General features: G+C 71.4%; 19 protein-coding genes and 2 tRNA genes. 16 read left to right on the top strand and 5 right to left on the bottom strand.

Translation table 11 applies throughout. From position 1 onward, the window contains the following. Positions 1 to 114 precede the first annotated feature (114 nt). From ABT297_RS19265 to nudC, 6 genes are all read left to right on the top strand, one after another. Positions 115 to 273, top strand: coding sequence for a hypothetical protein (locus ABT297_RS19265; RefSeq protein WP_350551130.1), 159 nt, complete (start codon positions 115 to 117; stop codon positions 271 to 273). An 81-nt stretch (positions 274 to 354) separates the two neighbouring features. Further along, the gene (locus ABT297_RS19260; RefSeq protein ID WP_350551127.1) at positions 355 to 1,350 is read left to right on the top strand and encodes a hypothetical protein; all 996 of its coding nucleotides are present in this window, start codon (positions 355 to 357) and stop codon (positions 1,348 to 1,350) included. 58 nt (positions 1,351 to 1,408) lie between these two features. Then, positions 1,409 to 2,599: a S8 family serine peptidase gene (locus ABT297_RS19255; protein WP_350551124.1), complete on the top strand. Its 1,191-nt coding sequence runs from the start codon at positions 1,409 to 1,411 to the stop codon at positions 2,597 to 2,599. A 7-nt stretch (positions 2,600 to 2,606) separates the two neighbouring features. After that, the gene (locus ABT297_RS19250; RefSeq protein WP_350551236.1) at positions 2,607 to 3,902 is read left to right on the top strand and encodes a M16 family metallopeptidase; all 1,296 of its coding nucleotides are present in this window, start codon (positions 2,607 to 2,609) and stop codon (positions 3,900 to 3,902) included. Next, entirely contained in the window at positions 3,899 to 5,233 is a 1,335-nt protein-coding gene (locus ABT297_RS19245) for a M16 family metallopeptidase (RefSeq protein WP_350551121.1), read from the top strand. Before ABT297_RS19250 ends, ABT297_RS19245 begins: the two co-directional genes overlap by 4 nt. After that, positions 5,230 to 6,165 carry an NAD(+) diphosphatase gene (nudC, locus tag ABT297_RS19240; RefSeq protein ID WP_350551118.1) on the top strand — a complete coding sequence of 312 codons (936 nt, stop codon included), beginning with the start codon at positions 5,230 to 5,232 and terminating at the stop codon, positions 6,163 to 6,165. Before ABT297_RS19245 ends, nudC begins: the two co-directional genes overlap by 4 nt. A gap of 85 nt (positions 6,166 to 6,250) precedes the next feature. On the opposite strand, the gene ABT297_RS19235 is transcribed toward nudC, so the two are convergent. Then, positions 6,251 to 6,493 carry a mycoredoxin gene (locus tag ABT297_RS19235; RefSeq protein ID WP_350551115.1) on the bottom strand — a complete coding sequence of 81 codons (243 nt, stop codon included), beginning with the start codon at positions 6,491 to 6,493 and terminating at the stop codon, positions 6,251 to 6,253. Between the two features lie 117 nt (positions 6,494 to 6,610). On the opposite strand from ABT297_RS19235, the gene ABT297_RS19230 reads away from it, so the two are divergent. From ABT297_RS19230 to ABT297_RS19220, 3 genes are all read left to right on the top strand, one after another. Further along, on the top strand, positions 6,611 to 8,695 hold the full coding sequence (locus ABT297_RS19230) for an ATP-dependent DNA helicase UvrD2 (protein WP_350551233.1): 2,085 nt from the start codon (positions 6,611 to 6,613) through the stop codon (positions 8,693 to 8,695). 311 nt (positions 8,696 to 9,006) lie between these two features. Beyond that, positions 9,007 to 9,456 carry a hypothetical protein gene (locus tag ABT297_RS19225; RefSeq protein WP_350551113.1) on the top strand — a complete coding sequence of 150 codons (450 nt, stop codon included), beginning with the start codon at positions 9,007 to 9,009 and terminating at the stop codon, positions 9,454 to 9,456. A 120-nt stretch (positions 9,457 to 9,576) separates the two neighbouring features. Further along, complete coding sequence (locus tag ABT297_RS19220; RefSeq protein ID WP_350551110.1) at positions 9,577 to 9,960, top strand: WhiB family transcriptional regulator; 384 nt, start codon at positions 9,577 to 9,579, stop codon at positions 9,958 to 9,960. A 323-nt stretch (positions 9,961 to 10,283) separates the two neighbouring features. On the opposite strand, the gene ABT297_RS19215 is transcribed toward ABT297_RS19220, so the two are convergent. The 3 genes from ABT297_RS19215 to ABT297_RS19205 all read right to left on the bottom strand — a co-directional run bounded on the left by ABT297_RS19215 (position 10,284) and on the right by ABT297_RS19205 (position 13,389). Further along, positions 10,284 to 11,639 (bottom strand): ABC1 kinase family protein, encoded by a 1,356-nt coding sequence (locus ABT297_RS19215; RefSeq protein WP_350551107.1) that lies wholly within the window; start codon positions 11,637 to 11,639, stop codon positions 10,284 to 10,286. A gap of 9 nt (positions 11,640 to 11,648) precedes the next feature. Continuing rightward, positions 11,649 to 12,710, bottom strand: a complete 1,062-nt coding sequence (locus ABT297_RS19210; protein WP_350551104.1) for a hypothetical protein — start codon at positions 12,708 to 12,710, stop codon at positions 11,649 to 11,651. A gap of 523 nt (positions 12,711 to 13,233) precedes the next feature. Further along, positions 13,234 to 13,389 (bottom strand): DUF5679 domain-containing protein, encoded by a 156-nt coding sequence (locus tag ABT297_RS19205; RefSeq protein WP_425516560.1) that lies wholly within the window; start codon positions 13,387 to 13,389, stop codon positions 13,234 to 13,236. A gap of 384 nt (positions 13,390 to 13,773) precedes the next feature. On the opposite strand from ABT297_RS19205, the gene ABT297_RS19200 reads away from it, so the two are divergent. Continuing rightward, positions 13,774 to 14,298: a M48 metallopeptidase family protein gene (locus ABT297_RS19200; protein WP_350551101.1), complete on the top strand. Its 525-nt coding sequence runs from the start codon at positions 13,774 to 13,776 to the stop codon at positions 14,296 to 14,298. After that, positions 14,295 to 14,885: a hypothetical protein gene (locus ABT297_RS19195; protein ID WP_350551098.1), complete on the top strand. Its 591-nt coding sequence runs from the start codon at positions 14,295 to 14,297 to the stop codon at positions 14,883 to 14,885. Before ABT297_RS19200 ends, ABT297_RS19195 begins: the two co-directional genes overlap by 4 nt. 33 nt (positions 14,886 to 14,918) lie before the next feature. On the opposite strand, the gene ABT297_RS19190 is transcribed toward ABT297_RS19195, so the two are convergent. Beyond that, on the bottom strand, positions 14,919 to 16,268 hold the full coding sequence (locus ABT297_RS19190; RefSeq protein WP_350551095.1) for a zinc-dependent metalloprotease: 1,350 nt from the start codon (positions 16,266 to 16,268) through the stop codon (positions 14,919 to 14,921). A 56-nt stretch (positions 16,269 to 16,324) separates the two neighbouring features. Here ABT297_RS19190 and ABT297_RS19185 point away from each other — a divergent pair, with 56 nt between their 5' ends. The 5 genes from ABT297_RS19185 (at position 16,325) to ABT297_RS19165 (ending at position 22,110) form a co-directional block, all read left to right on the top strand. Then, positions 16,325 to 17,359, top strand: a complete 1,035-nt coding sequence (locus tag ABT297_RS19185; RefSeq protein WP_350551092.1) for a YlbL family protein — start codon at positions 16,325 to 16,327, stop codon at positions 17,357 to 17,359. A 151-nt stretch (positions 17,360 to 17,510) separates the two neighbouring features. Continuing rightward, entirely contained in the window at positions 17,511 to 20,492 is a 2,982-nt protein-coding gene (locus ABT297_RS19180) for a UPF0182 family membrane protein (protein ID WP_502885594.1), read from the top strand. A gap of 118 nt (positions 20,493 to 20,610) precedes the next feature. Further along, a tRNA-Met gene (locus tag ABT297_RS19175) sits at positions 20,611 to 20,684 on the top strand. Between the two features lie 751 nt (positions 20,685 to 21,435). Next, a tRNA-Met gene (locus tag ABT297_RS19170) sits at positions 21,436 to 21,509 on the top strand. Positions 21,510 to 21,804: 295 nt separating this feature from the next. Continuing rightward, positions 21,805 to 22,110: a hypothetical protein gene (locus ABT297_RS19165; RefSeq protein ID WP_350551086.1), complete on the top strand. Its 306-nt coding sequence runs from the start codon at positions 21,805 to 21,807 to the stop codon at positions 22,108 to 22,110. Positions 22,111 to 22,112: the final 2 nt, after the last annotated feature.

The raw sequence follows: 22,112 nt of genomic DNA, 5'->3' as shown, positions 1-22,112 counted from the left end.
AGGCTCGGCGTGCGGAAGCGCGAACGCATTGGCAAGGTTCCGACAGCTCGCTGTCGGTGGAACCGGTTGCTCCTCGAAGCTGTCCAAGAGGGCATGCGAGGAGAAGCGTTCGGGATGCAGGCATCGCACGTTCGCGAGATCGCCCTGGTGGTCGGGATCGCGGTCGCCGGGGTGCTCACCGTCGCCTTCATCGTCCTCGGGGCCGCCGCGGCGGACGGGCCGCGGTATCCGCAGGTCACCCAGCTGAACCCGCCGCCGCAGCCGCAGCCCTGAGCCGCCTCGAGCAAACCTGACCCGGCCGCCTGCGGGGATCGCTGGCCGTCGTCGCGTCCGGCTGCGACACTTGGGCGTGAGATGACCGAGCAGCGTTCGCCCTGGGCCGTGCCGGACACGCAGACCGTGATCGAACCGGTCGGGAGCGAGTCCGCGCCGCCGTCCCCGACCCGGCCGATCCCCAGCGGGTCGGGGGATCCCGCACGCGTCGCGTCGGGATACGCCTCGGGGCGCGGCTCGCGGCTGGGCACACCGCCGATCGGGCCGCCGCCGGACATGAGCAACTCCGGGCCGGACGATGACGACGACCCGGTCCGGCGCAACCAGCGGATCATGAAGTGGCTCGGCGGGGGTGCCGTCCTGATTGTCGCGATCGGGCTGATCGTGATCCTGGTGTCGGTGCTGACGAACAACGCGACGACGCCGGGCGGCCTGTTCAACCGGCACGCGCAGGCGCCCAGCGACACGCGACCCGAGCTGGCGCGGCGCTGCCCGCCGCCGAGCATCCCGCCAGACAACCCCAACCGGGGCGGTGATGAGGTCCCGGCGGGGCCACGGACCGTCGACAGTGAGTCGGGGATCAGCTACAAAGAGTTCGGATCACCCTGGCGGCCCCTTCAGGAGAACTGGCACGAGCTGGGTGAACTCAAGATCGTCTATCGGATCGGGCAGGACTTCATCACCGAGCCGGACTACGACGGCAACGGCAACAACTACCACGCGACGATCCTCTCCGGGCACGTGCCGGCCGCGGTCAACGACGGCATGGTGCTCGACCTGCACTGCGTCGGCGACCAGATCGCCGCAGACGTGCGGGTCAGCTTCTACCCCAAGGGCAACCAGCTCGAGCAGATCGAGGCCAAGGATCTGACGCTCGGCGGGCGCCCGGCCCGGCTGCTGAAGTTCCGGCTGCACTTCAACCAGGTCGGGTTGCGGGCCAAGAGCGAGCTGGTGTCGATCGCGCTGGTCGATCTCGGCAAGCCCGACGCGGCCATCCTCTACGTATCGATCCCCGACACGCACCGTCAGTACGACCACGTCGCCGACGAGGCCCCCGCCAGCATCCGCCCGGCCTGAGCTGCGCCCGGTCGGGCTCGGCTGGCGCGGGTTGCGCTCATCCGGCACGCTATCGCGCATGAAGCAGCGGCTCGCTCTCGCCGTGGCGATTGGATTCGCCGTGGCTGCCCTGCCGGCCCTTCCCGCCCGGGCGGACGTCATCCGTGACGCCGAATGGCACCTGCGATATCTCGGCGTCGCCGAGGCCAACCAGAGCAGCCGCGGCGAGGGCGTCACCGTCGCGATCGTCGACCGCGGCGTCGACCGCACCCACGACGACCTCGTCGGCGCCGTTCTGGACCCGGTCTTCGTCGGCCGGGGCAACCAGCCCTCGCCCACCGACCAGCCCTCGCAGGGTGACGCCTTCGGCGCCGACCCCGACGGCCACGGCACCGCGCTGGCGGGCGCCATCGCCGGGCACGGCCATGGCAACGGCCGCGGCGACGGCGTGATCGGCGTGGCGCCCGGCGCCAAGGTGCTGCCGGTGGTGCTCGACACGCCGGCCGACCGCCGGCCGGGCCCGGACGACCTGGCCGCCGGCATCGAGCTGGCGGTCTCGCATCGGGCCGCCGTGATCGTGGTCGGGTATTCCGTCGCCCCCGGCGATCGGCTGGCGCAGGCGATCCGCGACGCGCTGGCCGCCGACGCGATCGTGGTGGCCGCCGACGGCGACCAGCCCGGTCGCCAGTTCGAGCCCTACCCGGCCGCCTACGACGGGGTGCTCGCCGCGATCCCGCTCACCCGGTCGGGCGACGTGCGCGTGCGATCGGCCAGCGGCCGGCGGCTCGGCCTGGGCGTGCCCGGGTTCCAGATCATGACCACCAACAGCGGCAACCGATACCGGGTCGACGACGGCAGCGCCTCGCCCGGGCTGCTCGCCGGCGCGGTCGCGCTGGTGCGCTCGGCGTATCCGGGCGCCCGGGCGGACGAGATCGTGCGCCGGCTGATGCTGACCGCGGTCGACGCCGGCCCGAAGGGGGTCGACCCGGAGTACGGCCTCGGTCGTCTCGACCTGGTCCAGGCCCTCACCCGGCGGCTACCGCCACCCTCGCCCTCACCCTCGGTGAGCGCGCCAGCCACCGGCGTGTCGCCGGTCGCCGCGCCGGTTGCGACGCCGCCGCGGCCGCGGTCGCGGGGCGAGTACGGCTGGCTGCTCGGCCTGCCGCTGCTGGCGGTGATCGCGGGTCTGGCCTGCTACGCCGGACTGGCCGAACGCCGAATCCGGCGTTTGTCCCAGGACGAAGTAGATTCGGTGGGTGTCCAGTCGTAGCCCCGCCGTGCGGATCCCGGCGTCCAAGTATCCCGTCGAGCGCTTCACCCTGCCCAACGGCCTGCGGGTGGTGCTGACCCCAGACCGCGCCGCGCCGGTCGTCGGTGTGGCGGTCGTCTACGACGTCGGCATCAGATCCGAGCCGCAGGGGAGCACCGGATTCGCCCACCTGTTCGAGCACCTGATGTTCCAGGGCTCGGAAAACCTCGAGAAGCTCGCGCACTTCCGGCACGTGCAGGGCTCGGGCGGCACGTTCAACGGCTCGACACACTTCGACTACACCGACTACTACGAGACGCTGCCCGCCAACGCGCTTGAGCGTGCGCTGTTCCTCGAGGCCGACCGCATGCGCGCGCCCCGGCTCAACGAGGAGAATCTGCGCAACCAGATCGACGTGGTCAAGGAGGAGATCCGGGTCAACGTGCTCAACCGGCCGTATGGCGGGTTCCCCTGGCTGCGCGTTCCCCCGGTCATGTTCGACACGTTCGCCAACGCGCACGACGGCTACGGCTCCTTCGAGGACCTCGAGTCGGCCACCGTCGCCGACGCCGCGGACTTCTTCGACCGGTATTACGCCTGCGGCAACGCGGTGCTCGCGGTCTCCGGCGACTTCGACGTGGCCGTCGCGACCGAGCTCGTCGAGCGACACTTCGGCGACGTGCCGGCCCGGCCCGCCCCGCAGCGGCCGGACTTCGCCGAGCCCGACCTGACCGCGGAGCGCCGCTCCTCATACACCGACCGCCTGGCGCCCATGCCGGCGGTCGCGGCCGCGTGGCGGGTGCCCGATCCGATCAGCGATCTCTCCGCATATCTGCCGTATGTGGTACTCGCCGAGGTGCTCACCGACGGAGATGCCTCCCGCCTCGTCGAGCGCCTGGTGCTGCGCGACCGGTCGGTGACGAGCATCGGTGGGTACATCGGGTTCATGGGGGAGCCCTTCGCCGTACGGGACCCCACGGCCCTGGTCCTGCAGGCGTTCCTGCCGCCGGGCGGGGACGTGGACAAGGTCCTGCGCAGCGTCGAGGAGGAGTGCGCGCGCATCGCGAGCGACGGCCTAGCCCCCGACGAGCTCAGCCGCACGCAGGCGCGCATGGCGACCCACCTGCTGCGCGACACCGACGCGGTGCTGGGCCGCGCGCTGCAGATGGCCGTGCTGGAACAGCAGCGCGGCGAGCCGGAGCTGCTCAACCGGCTGCACACGCTGATCGGTGAGGTCACCGAGGAGCAGATTGTCGCGGCCGCGGGGCAGCTCGTCCCGTCGCGCCGTGCCGCGGTCGAGGTCATCGCCGGAGGAGCCAAGTGACTGTGACAATCCCGCCGCGCGCCCTGCCGGTGCTCGGGCCCAACCGCCCCCTCAAGCTGCCGACCACCGTCGAGCAGACGCTGGACAACGGTCTGACCGTGATCGCGCTGCGCCGCGCGTCGGTGCCGCTGGTGGAGGTACGCCTGCGGGTGCCGTTCGCGCAGGCGCACCTGGCGCGGGCCGCGCTGCTGACCCAGACGGCGCTGTCCGGCACCTCGACCATGTCGACCGTCGACATCGCCGCCGAGCTGCAGAAGGTCGGCGGCGGGCTGTCCGCCGGCGCCGACCCCGACCGCCTGCTGATCTCCGGCAACGCCCTCGTCGACGGCCTCGACCGGCTGCTGGACATCCTCGCCGAGGTGCTGACCGACGCGGCCTACCCGGCCGAGGAGGTCGACACCGAGCGGTCCCGGCTGGTCGACCGGATCCGGGTGGCGCAGAGCCAGCCCGGCCACCTGGCCCGGGTGGCACTGCTCAAGCGGATGTACGGCAGCCACCCGTACGCCGTGCAGACGCCCTCGCCCGAGCAGGTCGAGGCGGTCGTCCCCGACGAGCTGCGCGCGCTGCACGCCGAGCGGCTGCACCCCGCCGGCGCCACGCTCGTGGTCGTCGGCGACCTCGAGCCGGAGCAGGCGATCGCCGCCGCGGAGCGGATGCTCAGCAAGTGGAACGGCGGCGGCGTCGTGGCCGAGCTGCCGCCCACCCCCGCGCTGGTGCCCGGGCCGCTGACCCTGGTCGACCGGCCCGACTCGGTGCAGTCCTCGCTGCGCCTGGCCCTGCCGGCGGTGTCGCGCAAGCACCCGGACCACGCCGCGTTGCAGCTGGCCAACCTGGTCTTCGGCGGCTACTTCTCCTCCCGGTGGGTCGAGAACATCCGCGAGGATAAGGGGTACACCTACGGCCCGCACTCGCTGATCGAGCACGCGGCCGCCGGCTCAGCGCTGGTGCTCTCCGCCGAGGTGGCCACCGAGGTGACCGGCCCCGCGCTGCTGGAGACGCTCTACGAGCTCGGGCGGATCGCCAGCCTGCCGCCGAAGGACGAGGAGCTGGATCAGGCCCGGCAATACGCCCTCGGCACGCTGCAGCTGGGCATGTCCACCCAGGCCGGGCTCGCCGGTCTGGTGTCCACTTACGCCGGCTTCGGCCTGCGGCTGGACTACCTGGCCGAGCACGCGGCACGGCTGGCCCGGGCCGGCAAGGACGATGTGGCCGCGGCCGCCGCGCGATACCTCGCCCCGACCGGGGCCGCCGCGGTGGTCCTCGGCGACGCCGCCAAGGTCGAGGACTCGCTGGCCGCCCTGACGCCGGTCATCCGGGCCGAAGAGTCGTGACAGCCGTGCGGCCGAGCGCCGATGCATCGCGGGACCGGCCCGGCCCGCCGCTCGCGCGCGGGCCGCTGGACCGGGCGGCGCACCGGCGTAACGACGAGGCGTGGCTCTCGGCCGCATGGGACCGGTCCCGGGTCGTGGTCGTCGACGACGGCCACGTGCTGGTTCGCCCGGGCGACCCGCCGGAGCTGGTGCTCCTCGACCCGGCCGACGCGCCGGCCGGGGAGCGCTTCTTCCTCGGCGAGGAGGACGGGACCGTGTATTTCGCGGTCGCCGCCGACACCGTGCCGATCGACGGCACCAGCCGGGTCAACCTGCGCCAGGTCGGGCACGCGCTGTCCGACCTGCCGGCGGGGCTGTTCATCACCGCTGTCGCGCTCGCCAACTGGCACTCGCGGCATCCGTACAGCCCGCTGAGCGGCAAGCTGACCGTCGCGGCGCAGGGCGGCTGGGTCCGGATGACGGAGGACGGCGGGGAGACGCTCTGGCCGCGCACCGACCCGGCGGTGATCATGCTGGTGCACGACGGCGTGACCGGGCCCGACGGGCGCTGCCTGCTCGGCTTCAACGCGCAGTGGAAGGCGCTGGGCGCCACGGTGCCGCGCTTCTCGACGCTGGCCGGGTTCGTCGAGCCCGGCGAGTCGGCCGAGATGGCGGTCGCCCGGGAGGTGCTCGAGGAGGTCGGGGTCCGCGTCGGCGACGTCAGCTATGTGGCGAGCCAGCCGTGGCCGTTTCCGGGCTCGCTGATGCTGGGCTTCCACGCGCTCGCCCCGGCCGGCGCCGCGATCACGGTCGACGTCGAGGAGATCGCCGAGGCGCGCTGGCTGACCCGCACCGAGATCGCCGCGGTGCTCGACGGCGAGTCGCAGGAGTTCGGGCTGCCGTTCCCCGCGTCGATCGCGCACTATCTGATCACCGAGTGGCTGCACGCCTGAGCGCCTCGGCGCGCCACAGCTTCAGCACGGCGGCGGCCTGCGCGGGCTCGACCTCGCGCAGGCCGCCGTAGCGGATCGCGCCCGTTCAGCTACCGACAGTTTCCAGGTGCTTCTTGACCTGCACGATCGACGGGTTCGTCAAGGCCGTGCCGTCGTCGAAGCGCAGCGTGGGAACGGTCTGGTTGCCGCCGTTGACGCTCTCGACGAACTTGGCCGCCTCCGAGTCCCGCTCGATGTCGACGACCTGGTACTGGATGCCCTCGCGGTCCATCTGGGTCTTGAGGCGGTGGCAGTAGCCGCACCAGGTGGTCGAGTACATGGTCAGCATGGCGTGGTTCCTCCAAGAAGCATCGGCCGGGTCACACAAGGCAAAACCGCATAACACCGCACCCGGCTGGAATGATGTCCAGCTGTGGCGGACTCCTCAGAGATTCTCGCGGGGCCCATCCTGGACGGCCTGGATCCGGACCAGTCGGTCGCGGTGACCGCCCCGGCGGGGCCGCTGTGCATCCTGGCCGGCGCGGGCACCGGCAAGACCCGGGCGATCACGCACCGCATCGCCCATCGCGTCCGGTCCGGGCAGGTCCGCGCCCAGCACGTCCTCGCCGTGACGTTCACCGCCCGGGCCGCGGCCGAGATGCGCGAGCGGCTCGGCCGCCTCGGCGCCGAGGGCGTGCAGGCGCGCACGTTCCACGCGGCGGCGCTGCGGCAGGTGCGATACTTCGCGCCCCGCCTCTTCTCCGGCCGCGAGATGCCCGAACTGCTGGACAGCAAGGCCCGGCTGGTCGCGCTCGCCGCCACCGGGGCCGGGCTGAAGACCGACCGCGAGGCCTCCCGCGACCTGGCGAGCGAGATCGAGTGGGCCAAGGCCTCGCTGATCGAGCCCGACGACTACGCGGCCGCGGCGGCCAAGGCCATGCGCGAGCCGCCGTTCGACGCGGCCAAGGTCGCCAAGGTGTACGCGCACTACGAGCGGATCAAGCGCGCCCAGGGCGTGATCGACTTCGAGGACATGATCCGCGCCGCGATCTGGGCCATCGAGGAGCACCCGGACGTGGCCGAGCAGGTCCGGGCGCAGTATCGGCACTTCGTCGTCGACGAGTATCAGGACGTCAACCCGATGCAGCAGCGGCTGCTGGAGGCCTGGCTCGGCGACCGCGACGACCTGACCGTGGTCGGCGACGCCAGCCAGACGATCTACTCGTTCACCGGCGCCAGCGCGTCGTACCTCGTCGACTTCAAGCGCCGCCACCCGGCGGCCACGGTGGTCCGGCTGGTCCGCGACTACCGCTCCACCCCGCAGGTGGTCGGCCTGGCCAACGCGGTCATCTCGCGCGCCCGCGGCGACCTGTCCCGGCTGCGCCTGGAGCTCGTCGGCCAGCGCGCGGCCGGCCCGGAGCCGGCCGTGCACACCTTCGCCGACGAGCCGGAGGAGGCCGCCGCGGTGGCCGCCCGATGCGCGGAGCTGATCGCCGCCGGCACCCCGGCCCGCGAGATCGCCGTGCTGTTCCGGGTCAACGCCCAGTCCGAGGTCTACCAGGAGGCCCTCGCCGAGGCGGGCGTCCCCTACGTGCTGCACGGCACCGAGCGCTTCTTCGACCGGGTCGAGGTCCGCGAGGCGATGATCGCCCTGCGCTCCTACCGCGGTGACACCGGCGGCGGCCTGGTGGAGACCGTGCACCTGGCGCTGGAGCGGGTCGGCTGGCGGCCGGACACCCCGCCTGCCGGCGGCGCGCAGCGCGAGCGCTGGGAGGCGGTCGCCGCGCTGGTCAACCTGGCCGAGGGCAGTCCCGGGCCGGCGCTGGAGGACTTCAACGCCGAGCTGTCCCGGCGCGCGGCGCTGCAGCACGTGCCCACCGTCGAGGGCGTCACGCTGTCGTCGCTGCACTCGGCCAAGGGCCTGGAGTGGGACGCGGTGTTCCTGGTCGGCCTCGCCGAGGGCACGCTGCCGGTCATCCACGCCCGCACGCCCGACGCGGTGGAGGAGGAGCGCAGGCTGCTGTACGTCGGCGTCACCCGGGCCCGGCACACCCTGTGGCTCTCCCACGCCGCCGCCCGCACGCCCGGCGGCCGCCCCCGCCGCCCGAGCCGCTTCGTGCCCTCTGCCAGAGGCCAACTCGCCGCCTCGCCCGACGCCCGCCACCCGCGACGCCCGCTCGACAAGGCCGCCGTGGCCGGCCGGGCCCGCCGGGTCATGGCGGTCTCCTGCCGGGTCTGCGGCACCGGGCTGTTCAACGGCGCCGACCGCAAGCTCGGCCGCTGCGCCACCTGCCCGTCGGACCTCGACGAGGAGCTCCTCGCCCGGCTCGTCGACTGGCGCGCCCGGCTGGCCGCGATCCAGAAGGTCCCGGCGTTCGTCATCTTCACCGACGTCACCATCTCGGCCATCGCCGAGCGCCGTCCCGGCCGCCGCGAGGAGCTCGCGGCGATCGCCGGCATCGGCCCGCGCAAGCTCACGCTGTACGGCGACGACGTCCTCGCATTGATCGGTGGCGCCACCGTCGATGGCCTCACCGACGGGCATGCCTGACCAGTCCTGTTCTCCCCGCCGCGCTCCGGTCTGGCTCCGGCCTCGGCCCGGCCGGTCACCCGGACGTGCCGTTTCGCCGCCCGCGTAACGACCGCCGGGCGCCGCGCTCCGCCGTCGCGGCGTCAGCTCGGCGCCGTTGACCTGCGCGAACGCGGCGGACCGTGCAGCGGTTCAGTCGGTTGCCGGGCCGCTGGAAATGTGACAAGGACTTTCTCCGGAAATTCGATTGCCCTACCGTTGAGGCACGGCATAGCCTGCGAACACGACGCCGGAAGACCGGCGGCGACCGATCACGAGTCTGCGGAGAGAAGGTGGCACCCGTGAAGCTCTATTCAATCTTGGAGCGGCGCTCGCTGCTGCCTGCCGTCTGCCCGTCGGCCGTGTCGGCCCGTCGCCTCTTGGCGTCGCCCGCCTCGCTGCAATGGCAGGAGTCCGCCCTGGCTCAGGACTTGGCGCTGACTCCGTCTGCCGTCGAGGCGGCCCCGGCCGCCGTCCCGGCACCGTCCGCGCTCGTCGCGGCGGTCGCTACCGGGTCGGTCCGGGTCGACCTGCCGGTTCGGGGCACCGAGCCGGGTGGCAAAGAGCAGACCCGCACCGACGTCATCCGTATCGATGAGATCCATGTCGCCTCGGCGGCTCAGCTCGACCAGCGCGGAATCCGGGTTCAGGGGACCACTGGGTTCAGCGCGAAGCACGACATGACGGCTCCGAAGCCCAATGGCGGAGTCCGCGGCATACCACCTCGAGGCAGGCCGGTCTAGCAGAGACCGACTCACCGGCTCACCTCGAGGCCGCGGAACCCGTTACCGGGATCCGCGGCCTCATTCATTTGCACCGGACGATCACACCAAACGATCGACAAACAGAAAGGGGTGACCGGGATGAGTCTGGCCTTGGCATCGATCGACGTGCGCGTCGAGTCGGCCGTGGACGAGCGTCTCCGCGTCGCTGCGCGAGGCGTCAAGTCCGACCTGCCGTGCCGCACCTTCGACCCGGACCTGTGGTTCGCCGACTCGCCGGCGGAGCTCGAGCTCGCGAAGTCGCTCTGCGTGGAGTGCCCGCTCCGCGCCGAGTGCCTGGCGGGCGCGATCGAGCGCGCCGAGCCCTGGGGAGTCTGGGGCGGCGAGATCTTCGAGCGCGGCGCCGTCGTGCCGCGCAAGCGTCCGCGGGGCCGCCCGCGCAAGGAGGACGTCGCTCGCGACGCCGTCCTGCGGGTCGAGGTCGCGGCTCGCACCGCGGCGGTCACCGCCGGGGTGGCGGCCTGACATGAACGCACATCGCCTGCCAGCCAGCCGAGTGTCGCGCGCCGCGCGACCGACCCGGCTTCGTCACACCGAGATCAGCACCGACGTACGAACCAACCGACCCAGGAGCTTCGCGATGTCCTTGCAACTACTTCATGAAGCACTGTCGCGCGCGCGAATGCGTGGGCCTCAGGCTCTGAAGCGCTCTGAGGCTTACCCGTCCGCCCGTCAGATCGCCATGCGCGCCAAGCGCGAGCAGGAGCAGCACCTGACCCGACACTGAGATCGGCAAACGGGCCCCTCGCCATGAGGGGCCCGTTTCCGCGTCTCCGCCTTCCGGTTTCCTACTTGCGGCGCCGGGTCTTCTTCACCGCCGGCTCCTTGGCCGCCGGATCGGCGAAGCCCGGCAGCCACTCGGTCAGGATCGCCCGGTAGCCGGCCCGCGCCTCCAGTTGGCACAGCACACCGATCGAGCCCAGCGTCACGCGGTGCACCATCATGTACGACGGGGGTAGGTTGAGCTGGCGGCTGAGCGCATAGGCCGGGCTCTTCGGGTTGGCCAGCCGCCCCGCCTCGGCGCGCAGCCAGGCGCGGCTGAACTGGAACTCTTCGTCGGCGATCGGGTTGAGCATCGGCCGGATGTAGCCGAGCACCGCAGGCGCGTCGACCTTCGCGTCGAGCTTGATGAATCCCTCCTGCTGCAGGCCCTCGAGCACGGCCTGCGAGTCGCCGGCCAGGGCCAGCCGGGTCAGCCGGCCGATCACCTCGGGGTGCCCGCCGGGCAGGTGGGCGACCGCGCCGAAGTCGAGCACGCCGAGCCGGCCGTCGGCGAGGAGGCGGTAGTTGCCCGGGTGCGGGTCGGCGTGCAGCATCTCGGCCCGGGCCGGCGCGGAGAAGTGCAGCAGCGCCATGAGGTGCCCGGCGCGGTTGCGTTCCTCTTCGCTGCCTCCGGAGATGATGGCCGACAGCGGCTTGCCCTCGACCCATTCGGTCACCAGCACGCGCGGCGACGAGGCGAGCACCGGCGGCACGTAGATGTCCGGGTCGCCGTCGAACGCCTTGGCGAACGCCGTCTGCGACCGGGCCTCGAGCTCGTAGTCGAGTTCCTCGGTCACGCGGTCGCGGATCTCCTGCACCAGCGGCTTGACGTCGAGGCCCGGCTGGATCGCCTTGAACAGCCCCGCGAAGCGGGCCAACTGGTTGAGGTCCGAGCGCAGCGCGTCGCCGGCGCCTGGGTACTGCACCTTGACGGCCACCGACCGCCCGTCGCTCCAGACCGCCCGGTGCACCTGCCCGATGCTCGCCGCGGCGGCCGGCTTGTCGTCGAACTCCTTGAACATCGAGCGCCAGTCCTCGCCCAGCGACCCGGACAGCACCCTGTGAACGCTGGCGGCCGGCAGCGGCGGCGCGGCCTCCTGCAGCTTTGTCAGGGCCGCCCGGTAGGGCCCGGCGAGTTCCTCGGGCAGGGCGGCCTCGAACACGGAAAGCGCCTGCCCCATCTTCATCGCGCCGCCCTTGAGCTGCCCGAGGACGCTGAAGAGGTGCTCGGCGGTGCGGCGCTGGACGTCGGCGGAAACCACGTCGGCGGCCATGCCCGTGACGCGCTTGCCAAGGCCGAGGGCGGCTCGGCCGGCCAGCCCGAGGGGGAGTGACGCCAGCCTTGCGGTGCGGGCGACTGCGCCCCTAGGGATCTCGGTCACAAGTCATTCTTACCCGTTCGGAGCACCTCGACGACGGCGACGGCAGTCACAGCGTGGGTGGGCCACCCATTCGCGACGCCGGAACTCGCCGGGCCGGGCGATTTCGACGATCGCCGCCTCGGTGCGCGGCGGCGCCCCGTCGAGGTACGAGAGCACCTCGTCGGCGGCGAAGGCGGCCCCGGCCATCGCCGTGGTGAGCGCGCACGGCTCGCCGACGCCGGGCGGGGCGGTGGCCAGCTGGGCGGCCAGCACGGGCCACGCCGGGTCCCGGTCGCGCCGGTGCAGGTCCAGGCAGAGCCGGCAGGGGGAGCCGGCCGGGCGGACCAGGGGGCCGACGAGGACGGTGCCCAGCCGTACGGTGACCTCCAGCCGCGGCAGCGTGTGCAGCCGGATGCCGCGGCGGGCCAGCGCGGGCGGGTGCCGGTCGCCGACCCTGACGACGAAGTCGACGTTGTCCGACCGTACCGACGAGACATCCACGCCCGGCGCGAACCGCACGATCGCCGTGCAGGTCGCGATCGCCCGCGATGCGGCGACGTCCTCGGATGCGAGCCCGCCGACGGCCACGTCCGCGTGGGTCGCGGTGCCCTCGACGACCGGGTGCACGTGCCCGACGCCGGCCCCGGCCAGCGCGGTGGCCAGCGGCGCGACCAGCGGCCCGTCCCCGGCCACCACGACCCGCGAGGCGGTGCGCCGGCGCAGCACGTCGGCCGGGGTCCGGGCCTCGTCGCCGGCGCGCAGCCGTAGCCCGATGGCGGCCGCCTCGACGGCGAGCCGGGCGCCCACCGGCCCCGGCAGCCCGGTGGGCACCAGCGCGTGCGCGCCGACTACGAGCCCGGCCGAGCGCAGGGCCTGCACCAGATCGAGCACATCGGCGCCGTCGAGCCCGAGCGACTCCGCGGCGGTGAGCAGCGCCTGCAGCGTGTGCGAGCCGTCGAGCAGGTCGAGCACGCGGGCCAGCTCCGGCCGGCGCAGCTCCAGCACGATCGCGGCGGAGGGGTCGGTGCCCAGTTGGACGGTGCGCTCGTTGCGCCAGAGGCGCCGTAGTCCGGGTAGCAGCGTCGGTCGCATGCCCGAAACGCTCGCACGTCCGGGGCCCAGCCATAGTCGGTTATCCACAGCACGATCCACCGTGGACTTGGGTTATCCACAGCCCGTGGCCGGGTTATCCACAGGCTTGCGGTGCAAAAGGCCGCATTCCGCCCGGGAAGGCCAGCCGGATGGGCCCCTGCCGGTTCGGCCGCTCGTGTCCTGCTGTGCGCGGGTCGATGGTTCAGGTCTTGGCCTGTTCGCCCCACGAGGACGGAACGGGCGCCCACCGGGCCGGGGCGGCCCGGTGGGCGGGCAGCGCAAGCGCGCCGCCGAGCCAGGTCCACGCGACGACTCTGGGGGCTCACGGACAATGCCGCATAACCGAAATATCGGATATGTCCGTCATGGAGTGGCGGACGTATCCGGGTCAAATGCCGGGGTGGGGAGGCGGGTCCTCCCGGCGGGGCTTCCGGGCGCGCTCTGCGCCGTGCGGCCCGGTTCGGGGCTTGCCGTGGACGCCGGGCCGGGAACACCGGGCCGGGCAGTGCCGAGGGCGCTGAGCTCAGGCCTTGCCGAGGATCCGGTTGACCGTGGTGCCGCAGACCGGGCACGCGCCCTTCGCCATCTTCATGCCGGTCTTCGATATGGCGATCTCGCCCTCGAAGTCCCGCTTCTCCTTGCACTTGACGCAGTAGCCGTTGTAGGTCTCGGCCACGATGCCCTCCTCATCTCGGTCCGGCACGCCCCGCGCACCGGTGCTGACCAGCTAGGCCAACGTGGTGAGTGTGCCTTGTCGGACACTCGGGGAAAGTGTGGTTAGACGGGACACGCCGAGCGTAATCGGAAGATCTTCCTCCAACCGCACCGTACACACTATGCACAGCGTGAGGACAGCCATGTGGGTAACGCTGTGGGTTGTGGTGGATGAAATCCGCGCTGGGGCCCTCGCAGCCCCGGAACGGCCCGGTCATCCGGTGGAATCTTTCCGACGAGCTGCCACGAATGGGTGATTTACGGGCGCGCTCCGAGAGATTGGCCCTTGCGAAGAGATGGCCGCGTCCGGCTAGCGTTCCTCCGTGAGCGGTACCCGAGGGGGACCGGCATGACGCGCAAGCCGGTCATCGAGGTGCGGCGCAGTAAGCGCCGCCGACGCACGGTGTCTGCCTACCGCGACGGTGAGCGGGTGGTCGTGCTGATACCGGCCCAGTTCTCCCGTGCGGAGGAGCGCGAATGGGTCGATCGCATGCTGGAGCGCCTTGCCGCCCGTGAGCAGCGCGCCCGCCGGACCGACACGGACCTCACCACCCGCGCGCAGCGCCTCGCCGCCCGCTACCTGCCCGATCACCCCACGGCCGCCCGCCCGGCGAGCGTCCGGTGGGTGCAGAACCAGAACGGTCGCTGGGGATCTTGCACGCCGGCAGACGGTACCATCCGCATCTCGCACCGCGTGCAGGAGATGCCGGACTGGGTCATCGACTACGTTCTGCTGCACGAGCTGGCACACCTGGTGATTCCGAGCCACAGCAGCGCGTTCTGGGCGCTCGTGGCCCGCTATCCGAAGGCGGAACGGGCCCGGGGGTATCTTGAGGGGGTGTCAGCGGCGGCCGGTCTCGGGATCACCGAATGACGGCGGCCGCGGTCGTCGCCCTCCTCGTGCCGGTGGCCTGGTCTCCGCCGGGCACCGACCTCGACTCCTGGCGTGCCGCGATGGCCGAGGACCTCGTCGACCTGCTGACCCCGCTGCCGCGTATCCAGCCGGCCATCGCCGCCGTCGCGGCGGACCTTCCGCTGGCCTCCAAGATCGCCTGGCCGACGACCCGGATCTACGAGGTCGAGACCCCTACCATCCGCGCCGCGCTTGCCGCGGCGGCCGCCGACGGCCACGACAAGGCTGCGGTGGTGCTCGCCGACGCGCCCGACCTGCCGGGCATGCTCATCGGCAAGCTGCTGCGACCCCTTGCGACCCGCGCGGTCGCGATCGCACCCGCCCACGACGGCGGGCTGCTGGGCGCCGCCGCCCGTCTGCCGCTGCCGGAGTGGCTGCCCGAGCTGGACGCGGAGACGGGCGACGTGGTCACGGCCCGCCGACCGGCCCCGGAGCCCACGCTGGTCGCAGCGGCGCCCGGCTGGCACCGCCTGCGCGGCCCGTCCGACCTGCGCCGCCTTGACCCCGCCCTGGATGGCTGGGAAGCCACCAGGGCGATCCTGAGCTGACCAGGGCGCCGCTCACCCCGGCCCTGGTCCTCGTTACTCCTTCGGCTCCTCGCCGCCCATCTCCTTGCTGAAGCCGAGGTCGCCCAGGTCGAGCTGGGTGCGGGCGAACATGTCCGGGTCGGCGAACGCCTCCTCGTCCGGCAGCAGGTCGGGGTGGCCCCACAGGGCGTCCCGGCCGCTGATGCCGCGGTGGTCGGCCAGCGCGTTCCACAGCGCGGTGGCCTCGCGCAGCCGCCGCGGGCGCAACTCCAGGCCGACCAGCGCCGCGAAGGTCTGCTCCGCCGGGCCGCCCGCGGCGCGCCGGCGCCGGAACGCCTCGGAGAGCCGCACGACGTCGGGCAGCCTATCGCCGGCCGCGCGGTCGACCACGTGGCAGACCCAACCCTCGATCAGCGCGAGCGCGGTCTCGAGCCGGGCGAGCGCGGCCCGCTGCTGCGGGGTGTCCTCGGGCGTGAAGATGCCCTCGAGCACGAGCTCCTGCGGGTCGCTGCCCAGCGTCGACGGGTCGATGCGGCTCATCGCCTCCTCGATCGCGTCCCGGTCGACGTGGATGCCGGCCGCATACGCCTCGACCGCGGCGAACACGTGGCCGCGCAGCCACGGGACGTGGCCGAAGAGGCGCTGGTGGGCGGCCTCGCGCAGGGCGACGTAGAGGCGCACCTCGTCGTCGGGGATCTCCAGGCCCGTGCCGTACTCCGCGATGTTCGCCGGCACCATCGCGGCGGTGCCGGCCGGACCCAGCGGCAGGCCGATGTCGCCGGCGGAGAGCACCTCCGCGGCGAGCGAGCCGAGCGCGGTGCCCAGCTGGCCGCCGAGCAGCGCGCCGCCGAGCGAGGCGACCATCGAGGTCATCGGGCCCATCTGGGCGCGCATCTCCTCGGGGACCAGCTCGGTCATCGCGGAGACCATCCGCGCCGCGACCGGGTCGCAGAGCTTGCGCCAGACGGGCAGGGTCTGGTTGAGCCACTCGCCGCGGCTCCAGGCGGAGGTCGCGCGCACGCCGGACGGGAGTGAGGACTCAGGGTCGAGCCAGAGGTCGGCCAGGCGCAGCGCCTCGATGACCGCGGCGCGCTCAACGGCGGTGACCGCCGGGTCGCCGACCGGTTTGGCCGCGTCGGTGCCGGCGTCTTCGCCGGGCACCGGCACGGGGACGCCGGGCATCGCGAAGCCAACCGGGAACTGCGACATGCCGGCCGCCGGGCCGCCGCCGGTCAGGTGGGCCTGGGCCAGCTGCCGAGCCAGATCCCAGTTGACCGGACCGCCGCCGGGGGTGGCGAACAGCTGCTGCAGCTGGCTCAGAAATTGCTGCATCTGGCGCGGATCATTGGGATCCGGCACGTCGCCGCCAGACGGACCGAAGCCGAACGGGATATCTGCGGGCATTCCACAACGGTACTCGCTTCCAGGTACATCGAGCCGGGAGCGCTAGGCTCGCCGCCATGAGACGTCGTGGGCTCACCGTGCTGTTCGGCGCGTTGCTGCTGTTGGTGCTGTCCTGGCAGGCGACCGTGGTCAGCGTGCCGTATGTCCAGATGGGACCTGGCCCGACGTACGACACCCTCGGAACGGACACGGGCAAGCCCGGCGGTCGTCCGATCATCAGCGTCGAAGGCGCGGAGGTCACGAAGTCCAAGGGCCAGCTGCGCATGACGACCGTCTCGGTACAACCGGACCTGACCCTGCTCGACGCGATGATCGGCTGGTGGCAGGACGACCGCGCGGTCGTGCCGCGCGAGCTGATCTACCCGCCGAACCGCTCCCAGCAGCAGGTCGACGAGGACAACGCCCGCGACTTCCAGCGGTCCCAGACCTCGGCGGAGACCGTGGCACTGCGCAAGCTCGGCTACCCGATCCTGGTGGCGGTCGGCGAGGTCTCCGCCGGCTTCCCCGCCGAAGGCAAGCTGCAGAAGGGCGACGTCATCAAGGCCGTCGACGGCACCGCGGTCGACGCGCCGGACAAGCTCACCGAGCTGGTGCGGGCCAGGCCGGCCGGCACCGCGCGCCAGGTGGAGATCGTCCGCAACGGACAGCCGCAGACGGTCGAAATCGCCACCAAGGCCGGCGACGACGGCAACCCGCGCCTCGGCGTGCAGGTGACCACGACCCAGCCGCACCCGTTCAAGCTGAGCATCCAACTGGACAAGATCGGCGGCCCGTCGGCCGGCCTGATGTTCACGCTCGGCATCATCGACACGATCGAGCCCGAGGACCTGACCGGCGGGATGATCATCGCCGGCACGGGCACGATCGACGACGCCGGAAACGTCGGACCGATCGGCGGCATCCCGCAGAAGCTGGTCGCCGCGAAGGCCGCCAAGGCCAAGGTGTTCCTGACGCCGGCGGGCAACTGCGCCGAGGCGATGGACAACCCGCAGCCCGGCCTTCCATTGATCAAGGTGAACAACGTGGACGATGCGCTCGCCGCGCTGGATGCGCTGCGGGCTGGTCGGACACCGACGCTGTGCAGCCGATGACTAGGCTGAACGAGTTTCTGGTGGCGCGCGCGGCACGGCGTGGGGGGTGCGGGGTGGCAATCTCCCGTCACGTCTGGCGAAGCGGCGCAGGCCAGAAACAGCTGTTTCCGTACGCGAACGGGCGGAGCCGACCGTGGTAATGCGTAATCCGATGACCAGGGTGAGCCGGCGTGGCCGGGTCACGATCGCAGTGCTGGTGGTCGTCTTCCTACTGTTCACGCTGTTCGACCGGGTGGTCGGGGCGTGGGCCGACTATCTGTGGTTCTCCGAGGTCAAGTATCCCCAGGTCTTCACCGGGGTGCTCACGACCCGCATCTGGATGTTTCTGATCTTCGGCGTGGCGATCGGGCTGATCATCGCCGGTAACCTGTACCTCGCCTACCGCACCCGCCCGCTGCTGCGGCCGCACTCGGCCGAGCAGCACGCGCTGGACCGCTACCGTCTCTTCCTCCTGCCGCACATGACCGGCTGGATCCTCCTGGCGGCCGGCCTGATCGGGCTGTTCTCCGGCCTCTCGGCGCAGGGGCACTGGCAGGAGTGGATGCTGTTCAGCAACAGCACCCCGTTCGGCCGGACCGACCCGCAGTTCCACGTCGACCTCTCGTTCTACGTCTTCGAGTACCCGTTCTGGCGGTACCTGCTCGGCGTCGCCTTCACGGCCGTGGTCTTCGCCCTGATCGGCGCGTTGGCGCTGCACTACCTCTTCGGTGGCGTCCGGCTGCAGGGCGCCGGCGAGCGGATGACCACCGCGGCCCGCGCTCACCTCTCGGCCCTGGTCGCGGTCTTCGTGCTGCTCAAGGCGGCCGCCTACTTCCTCGACCGGCGCGGCCTGCTGCTGGACAAGTTCCCGACCCAGGAGCTCTACGGCGCGGGCTACACCAACATCAACGCCCTGCTGCCGGCCAAGGAGATCCTGGCCTGGATCTCGATCGTCGTGGCGATCGCGATCCTGGTCTTCTCCAACGCCTTCATGCGCAACCTGATGTGGCCCGGCCTTGCGCTGGGTCTGCTCGCGCTGTCCGCCGTCGCGGTCGGCGGCATCTACCCGGCGGCGGTGCAGTCGTTCACCGTCAAGCCGAGCCAGTTGCAGAAGGAGTCGCCGTACTTCCAGTACGCGATCGACGGCACGCGCGAGGCATACGGGTTGACGGAGGTGAAGGTCGAGCCGTACGCGGCGGACAACACCAGCCCGCCGAACAGCCTCGTCGACGGCTCGGACGTCACGGTCAACAACATCCGGCTGCTCGACCCGGCCGTCGTGGGCGAGACCTACACCCAGCAGCAGCAGGTCCGTGGCTTCTACGAGTTCAACCCGAAGCTCGACATCGACCGGTACACGATCAAGGGCAAGACGCAGGACTACGTCGTCGGCGTCCGCGAGATCAACTACAACCAGCTGCAGCAGAACAACTGGCAGAACCGGCACAGTGTGTACACGCACGGCTACGGGTTCGTCGCCGCGCCCGCCAGCCAGGTGGTCTGCAGCGGCCAGCCGTTCTACGTCTCCGGGTTCCTCCGCGACGCCACCAAGCAGGACGACAAGCCCGGCGAGTGCTCCTCCGAGGAGGACCTGATCCCCGTCGAGCACCCGCAGATCTACTACGGCGAGCAGATGGGCGACGTCTACGCGATCGTCGGCAAGTCGAAGGCGAGCGACCGCAACGCCGAGTTCGACCGGCCCATCGGCGGTAACGGCAGCACCTCGAACGGCGACCAGTACTCGACGTACGACGGCAGCGGCGGCGTCGCGGTGAACACCTTCGGGCGCCGGCTGCTCTACGCCGCCTACTTCCGCGAGGCGAACTTCGTGCTCTCCGGCGTGCTCAACGACCAGTCCAAGGTCCTGTACACGCGCGACCCGGCGACCCGGGTGCGCAACATCGCGCCGTTCCTGACCCTGGACAGCGACCCCTATCCGGCGGTTGTGGACGGCAAGATCCTGTGGATCATCGACGGCTACACCACGTCGGCGACCTACCCGTACGCGCAGAAGCTCAACTGGAACACGGCGATCCAGGACTCCTCGACCGCCGGACGGGTGTTGCCGGATCCCCGCCAGGACGTGAACTACCTGCGCAACTCGGTCAAGGCCACGGTCAACGCCTACACCGGCGAGGTCACCCTCTACGCCTTCGACGAGTCCGACCCGGTGCTGAAGACCTGGAACAAGGCCTTCGGCGGCAAGCTGGTCAAGCCGCGCTCGGCGATCTCCCAGGGCCTGATGGACCACCTGCGGTACCCGGAGGACCAGTTCAAGGTCCAGCGCGACCTGCTGAGCCGGTTCCACGTCACCACGCCCGAGGGCTTCTTCTCCGGGCAGGACTTCTGGGAGGTCCCGAAGGACCCGGCGAACTCGACGGCCGACCAGCCGCCGTACTACCTCGTCGCGAAGCTGCCCGGCCAGGATTCGGCCCGCTTCCAGCTGACCGCGGCGATGGTGCCACGGAAGCGGGGCAACCTGGCGGCGATCATGTCCGCCTCGTACGTCAACGGCAAGCCCACCTTCCAGGTGCTGGAGCTACCGGCCAACACGGCGATCCAGGGCCCGAACCAGACGCACGGCACCATGACGTCGATCCCGGACGCGCGAAAGGAGCTGACCCAGTTCACCTCGCAGAACTCCGAGGTGTTCTACGGCAACCTGCTCTCGCTGCCGGTCGCCAGCGGGATGCTGTACGTCGAGCCGATCTATCTGAAGGCGAAGAACGAATCGACGTTCCCGCGCCTGCAGAAGGTGCTGGTCGCGTACGGCCCGAAGTACCTGGCCTACGCCGATGACCTGGCCTCCGGCCTCGAGCAACTGGTCAAACAGATCACCGGCCAGTTGCCGCCGCCCCAGACGGACACCAACCAGAACCCGGACCCGGGCCAGACCGGCAACCCGCCGCGCACGCCGCAGGTCCAGGAGGCGGTCGCCACCATGAACAAGGCGATCGCGGACCTCAGGGCCGCCCAGCAGTCCGGCGACTTCGATGCGTACGGCAAGGCGCTCAAGGCCCTGCAGGACGCTATCGCGAGGTACGAGGACGCGGTGAAGGCGGCCGGCGCGACTCCGTCGGCGGGCGCGTCCCCGAGCGCCCCACCGTCGGCCGGGGCCTCTCCGTCGGTGTCCACGCCGCCGCCCTCCGGCTGACCGAACCACCGTTTCACCCGGGCCGGCCGCCAGTCGGCCGGCCCGGGTGACGCCCAACACGATCACACTCCGGCGATTTGGAAGTCGGGACGACCGTGCGCTAATGTGAACAAGCCGACGCGGGGTGGAGCAGCTCGGTAGCTCGCTGGGCTCATAACCCAGAGGTCGCAGGTTCAAATCCTGTCCCCGCTACTCATCTGAACGCCCCCTGCTCACGCGGGGGGCGTTTCGCCGTTTGATGAGTAGCCAGGTCCGCTCGCTTCGCTCGCTCCTGGGGGTGGGGGAGCTTCGCTCCACCCACGCCCCCTCAAAACCGTGGTGGGTTGCGGGCGTGGGTGGCTTGCGGCTTTGGCGGTCGCTTCGCTCCACCCACGCCCCCTCAAAACCGTGGTGGGTTGCGGGTCGTGCGTGTGTCGCGGTTTTTTGCGATCGCTTCGCTCCGCCTGCGGCCCCTCAACACCGCAGCGGGGTGCGGTTTGGGCGTGGCTCGGGTTCTGCATTATCACGGAGTGAACGTGCTGCTTTTTGTGCATGTTCACTCCGTGATCATGGCGAACATGATGGCTGGTCGCCGCGCCGTTCCGGCGCGGCATCCCGCGGCCGTTGCCGCAGTCCGCGTTCGTCATCAACCAGTCCGGCGCGTCGGAGTCCAGGTCGGCGCAGTGCAGGAATGGGAGGGTGAGCGTTCCGCTTCTACGCTGCTTCCAGACTTTCCGGGGACGGGTCAGGACTGGACGGGCTCGGGTCGGGACTGGAGGGGCACGGGCGACGGGCTGCGCAACCTGCGCACGAAGGAAGCCGAAGGCGCGTGCAATCAGGTGCGGCCTGCGGGTCTTTGCCGCGTCAAATGCCGGAGGCGCAGCAACAGGCGACCGCGCTGCGCATCTGTGGCCGGTAGTCGATTTGGTCTGTGGTGATCGACGAAGTACGCTTTGGGAGCCGACGCGGGGTGGAGCAGCTCGGTAGCTCGCTGGGCTCATAACCCAGAGGTCGCAGGTTCAAATCCTGTCCCCGCTACAACCCTGAGGGGCCCCTGCTTTATGGCAGGGGCCCCTTGCCGTTTGGGTTGTAGCTTCTTCGCGCTCGTTCCCCAGTGGGGGAGCTTCGCTCTACCCACGCCCCCGCAAACCCGTGGTGCGGGTTGCTCGTGCCCCCGGTTGTGCCTCGTTCGGGGCCGCTCGCGGCGTTTGACGCTTGCCCGGAATGACAAGGGCGGATGTTCCGGCCTCATCCGCCCTGCGGAGCCGGGCGGTATGGCTGAGATAGCACGAGACCTGCTCATGATCCGGAGGCGGCGGGTGACGCTTGCAGGATGACTGACCCCGTTACCGGCACCCGAGCGACGTACGATGCGATCGCCGCGGAGTTCGAACGTCTTTGTGGACCCGGCCGCAGGAACGCGGTCTCGTGGTTATTCCCCGACGGGCCGGCCCACAGCAGCGGCTGGCTCGATGGCTCGGCACAGAGCGGACCGGAGGCCCACTTCGCGCCCGTCGCGATGCAGGAGAGCCTGTACGAGACGCCCGCGGACGACGACGGATCGATCGGCGGCGGCGAGGCCAGCGGCAGCCGCTGCGCCGAGGACGGGTGCGCCCGGGGCGGGTGTGCCGCTCTATAGTC

This window comes from Dactylosporangium sp. NPDC000555 (genome assembly GCF_040300025.1).
Classification (GTDB): Bacteria; Actinomycetota; Actinomycetes; order Mycobacteriales; family Micromonosporaceae; genus Dactylosporangium.
The sequence above is the reverse complement of the archived record's forward strand: the minus strand, read 5'-3'. Positions and strand labels throughout refer to the sequence as shown.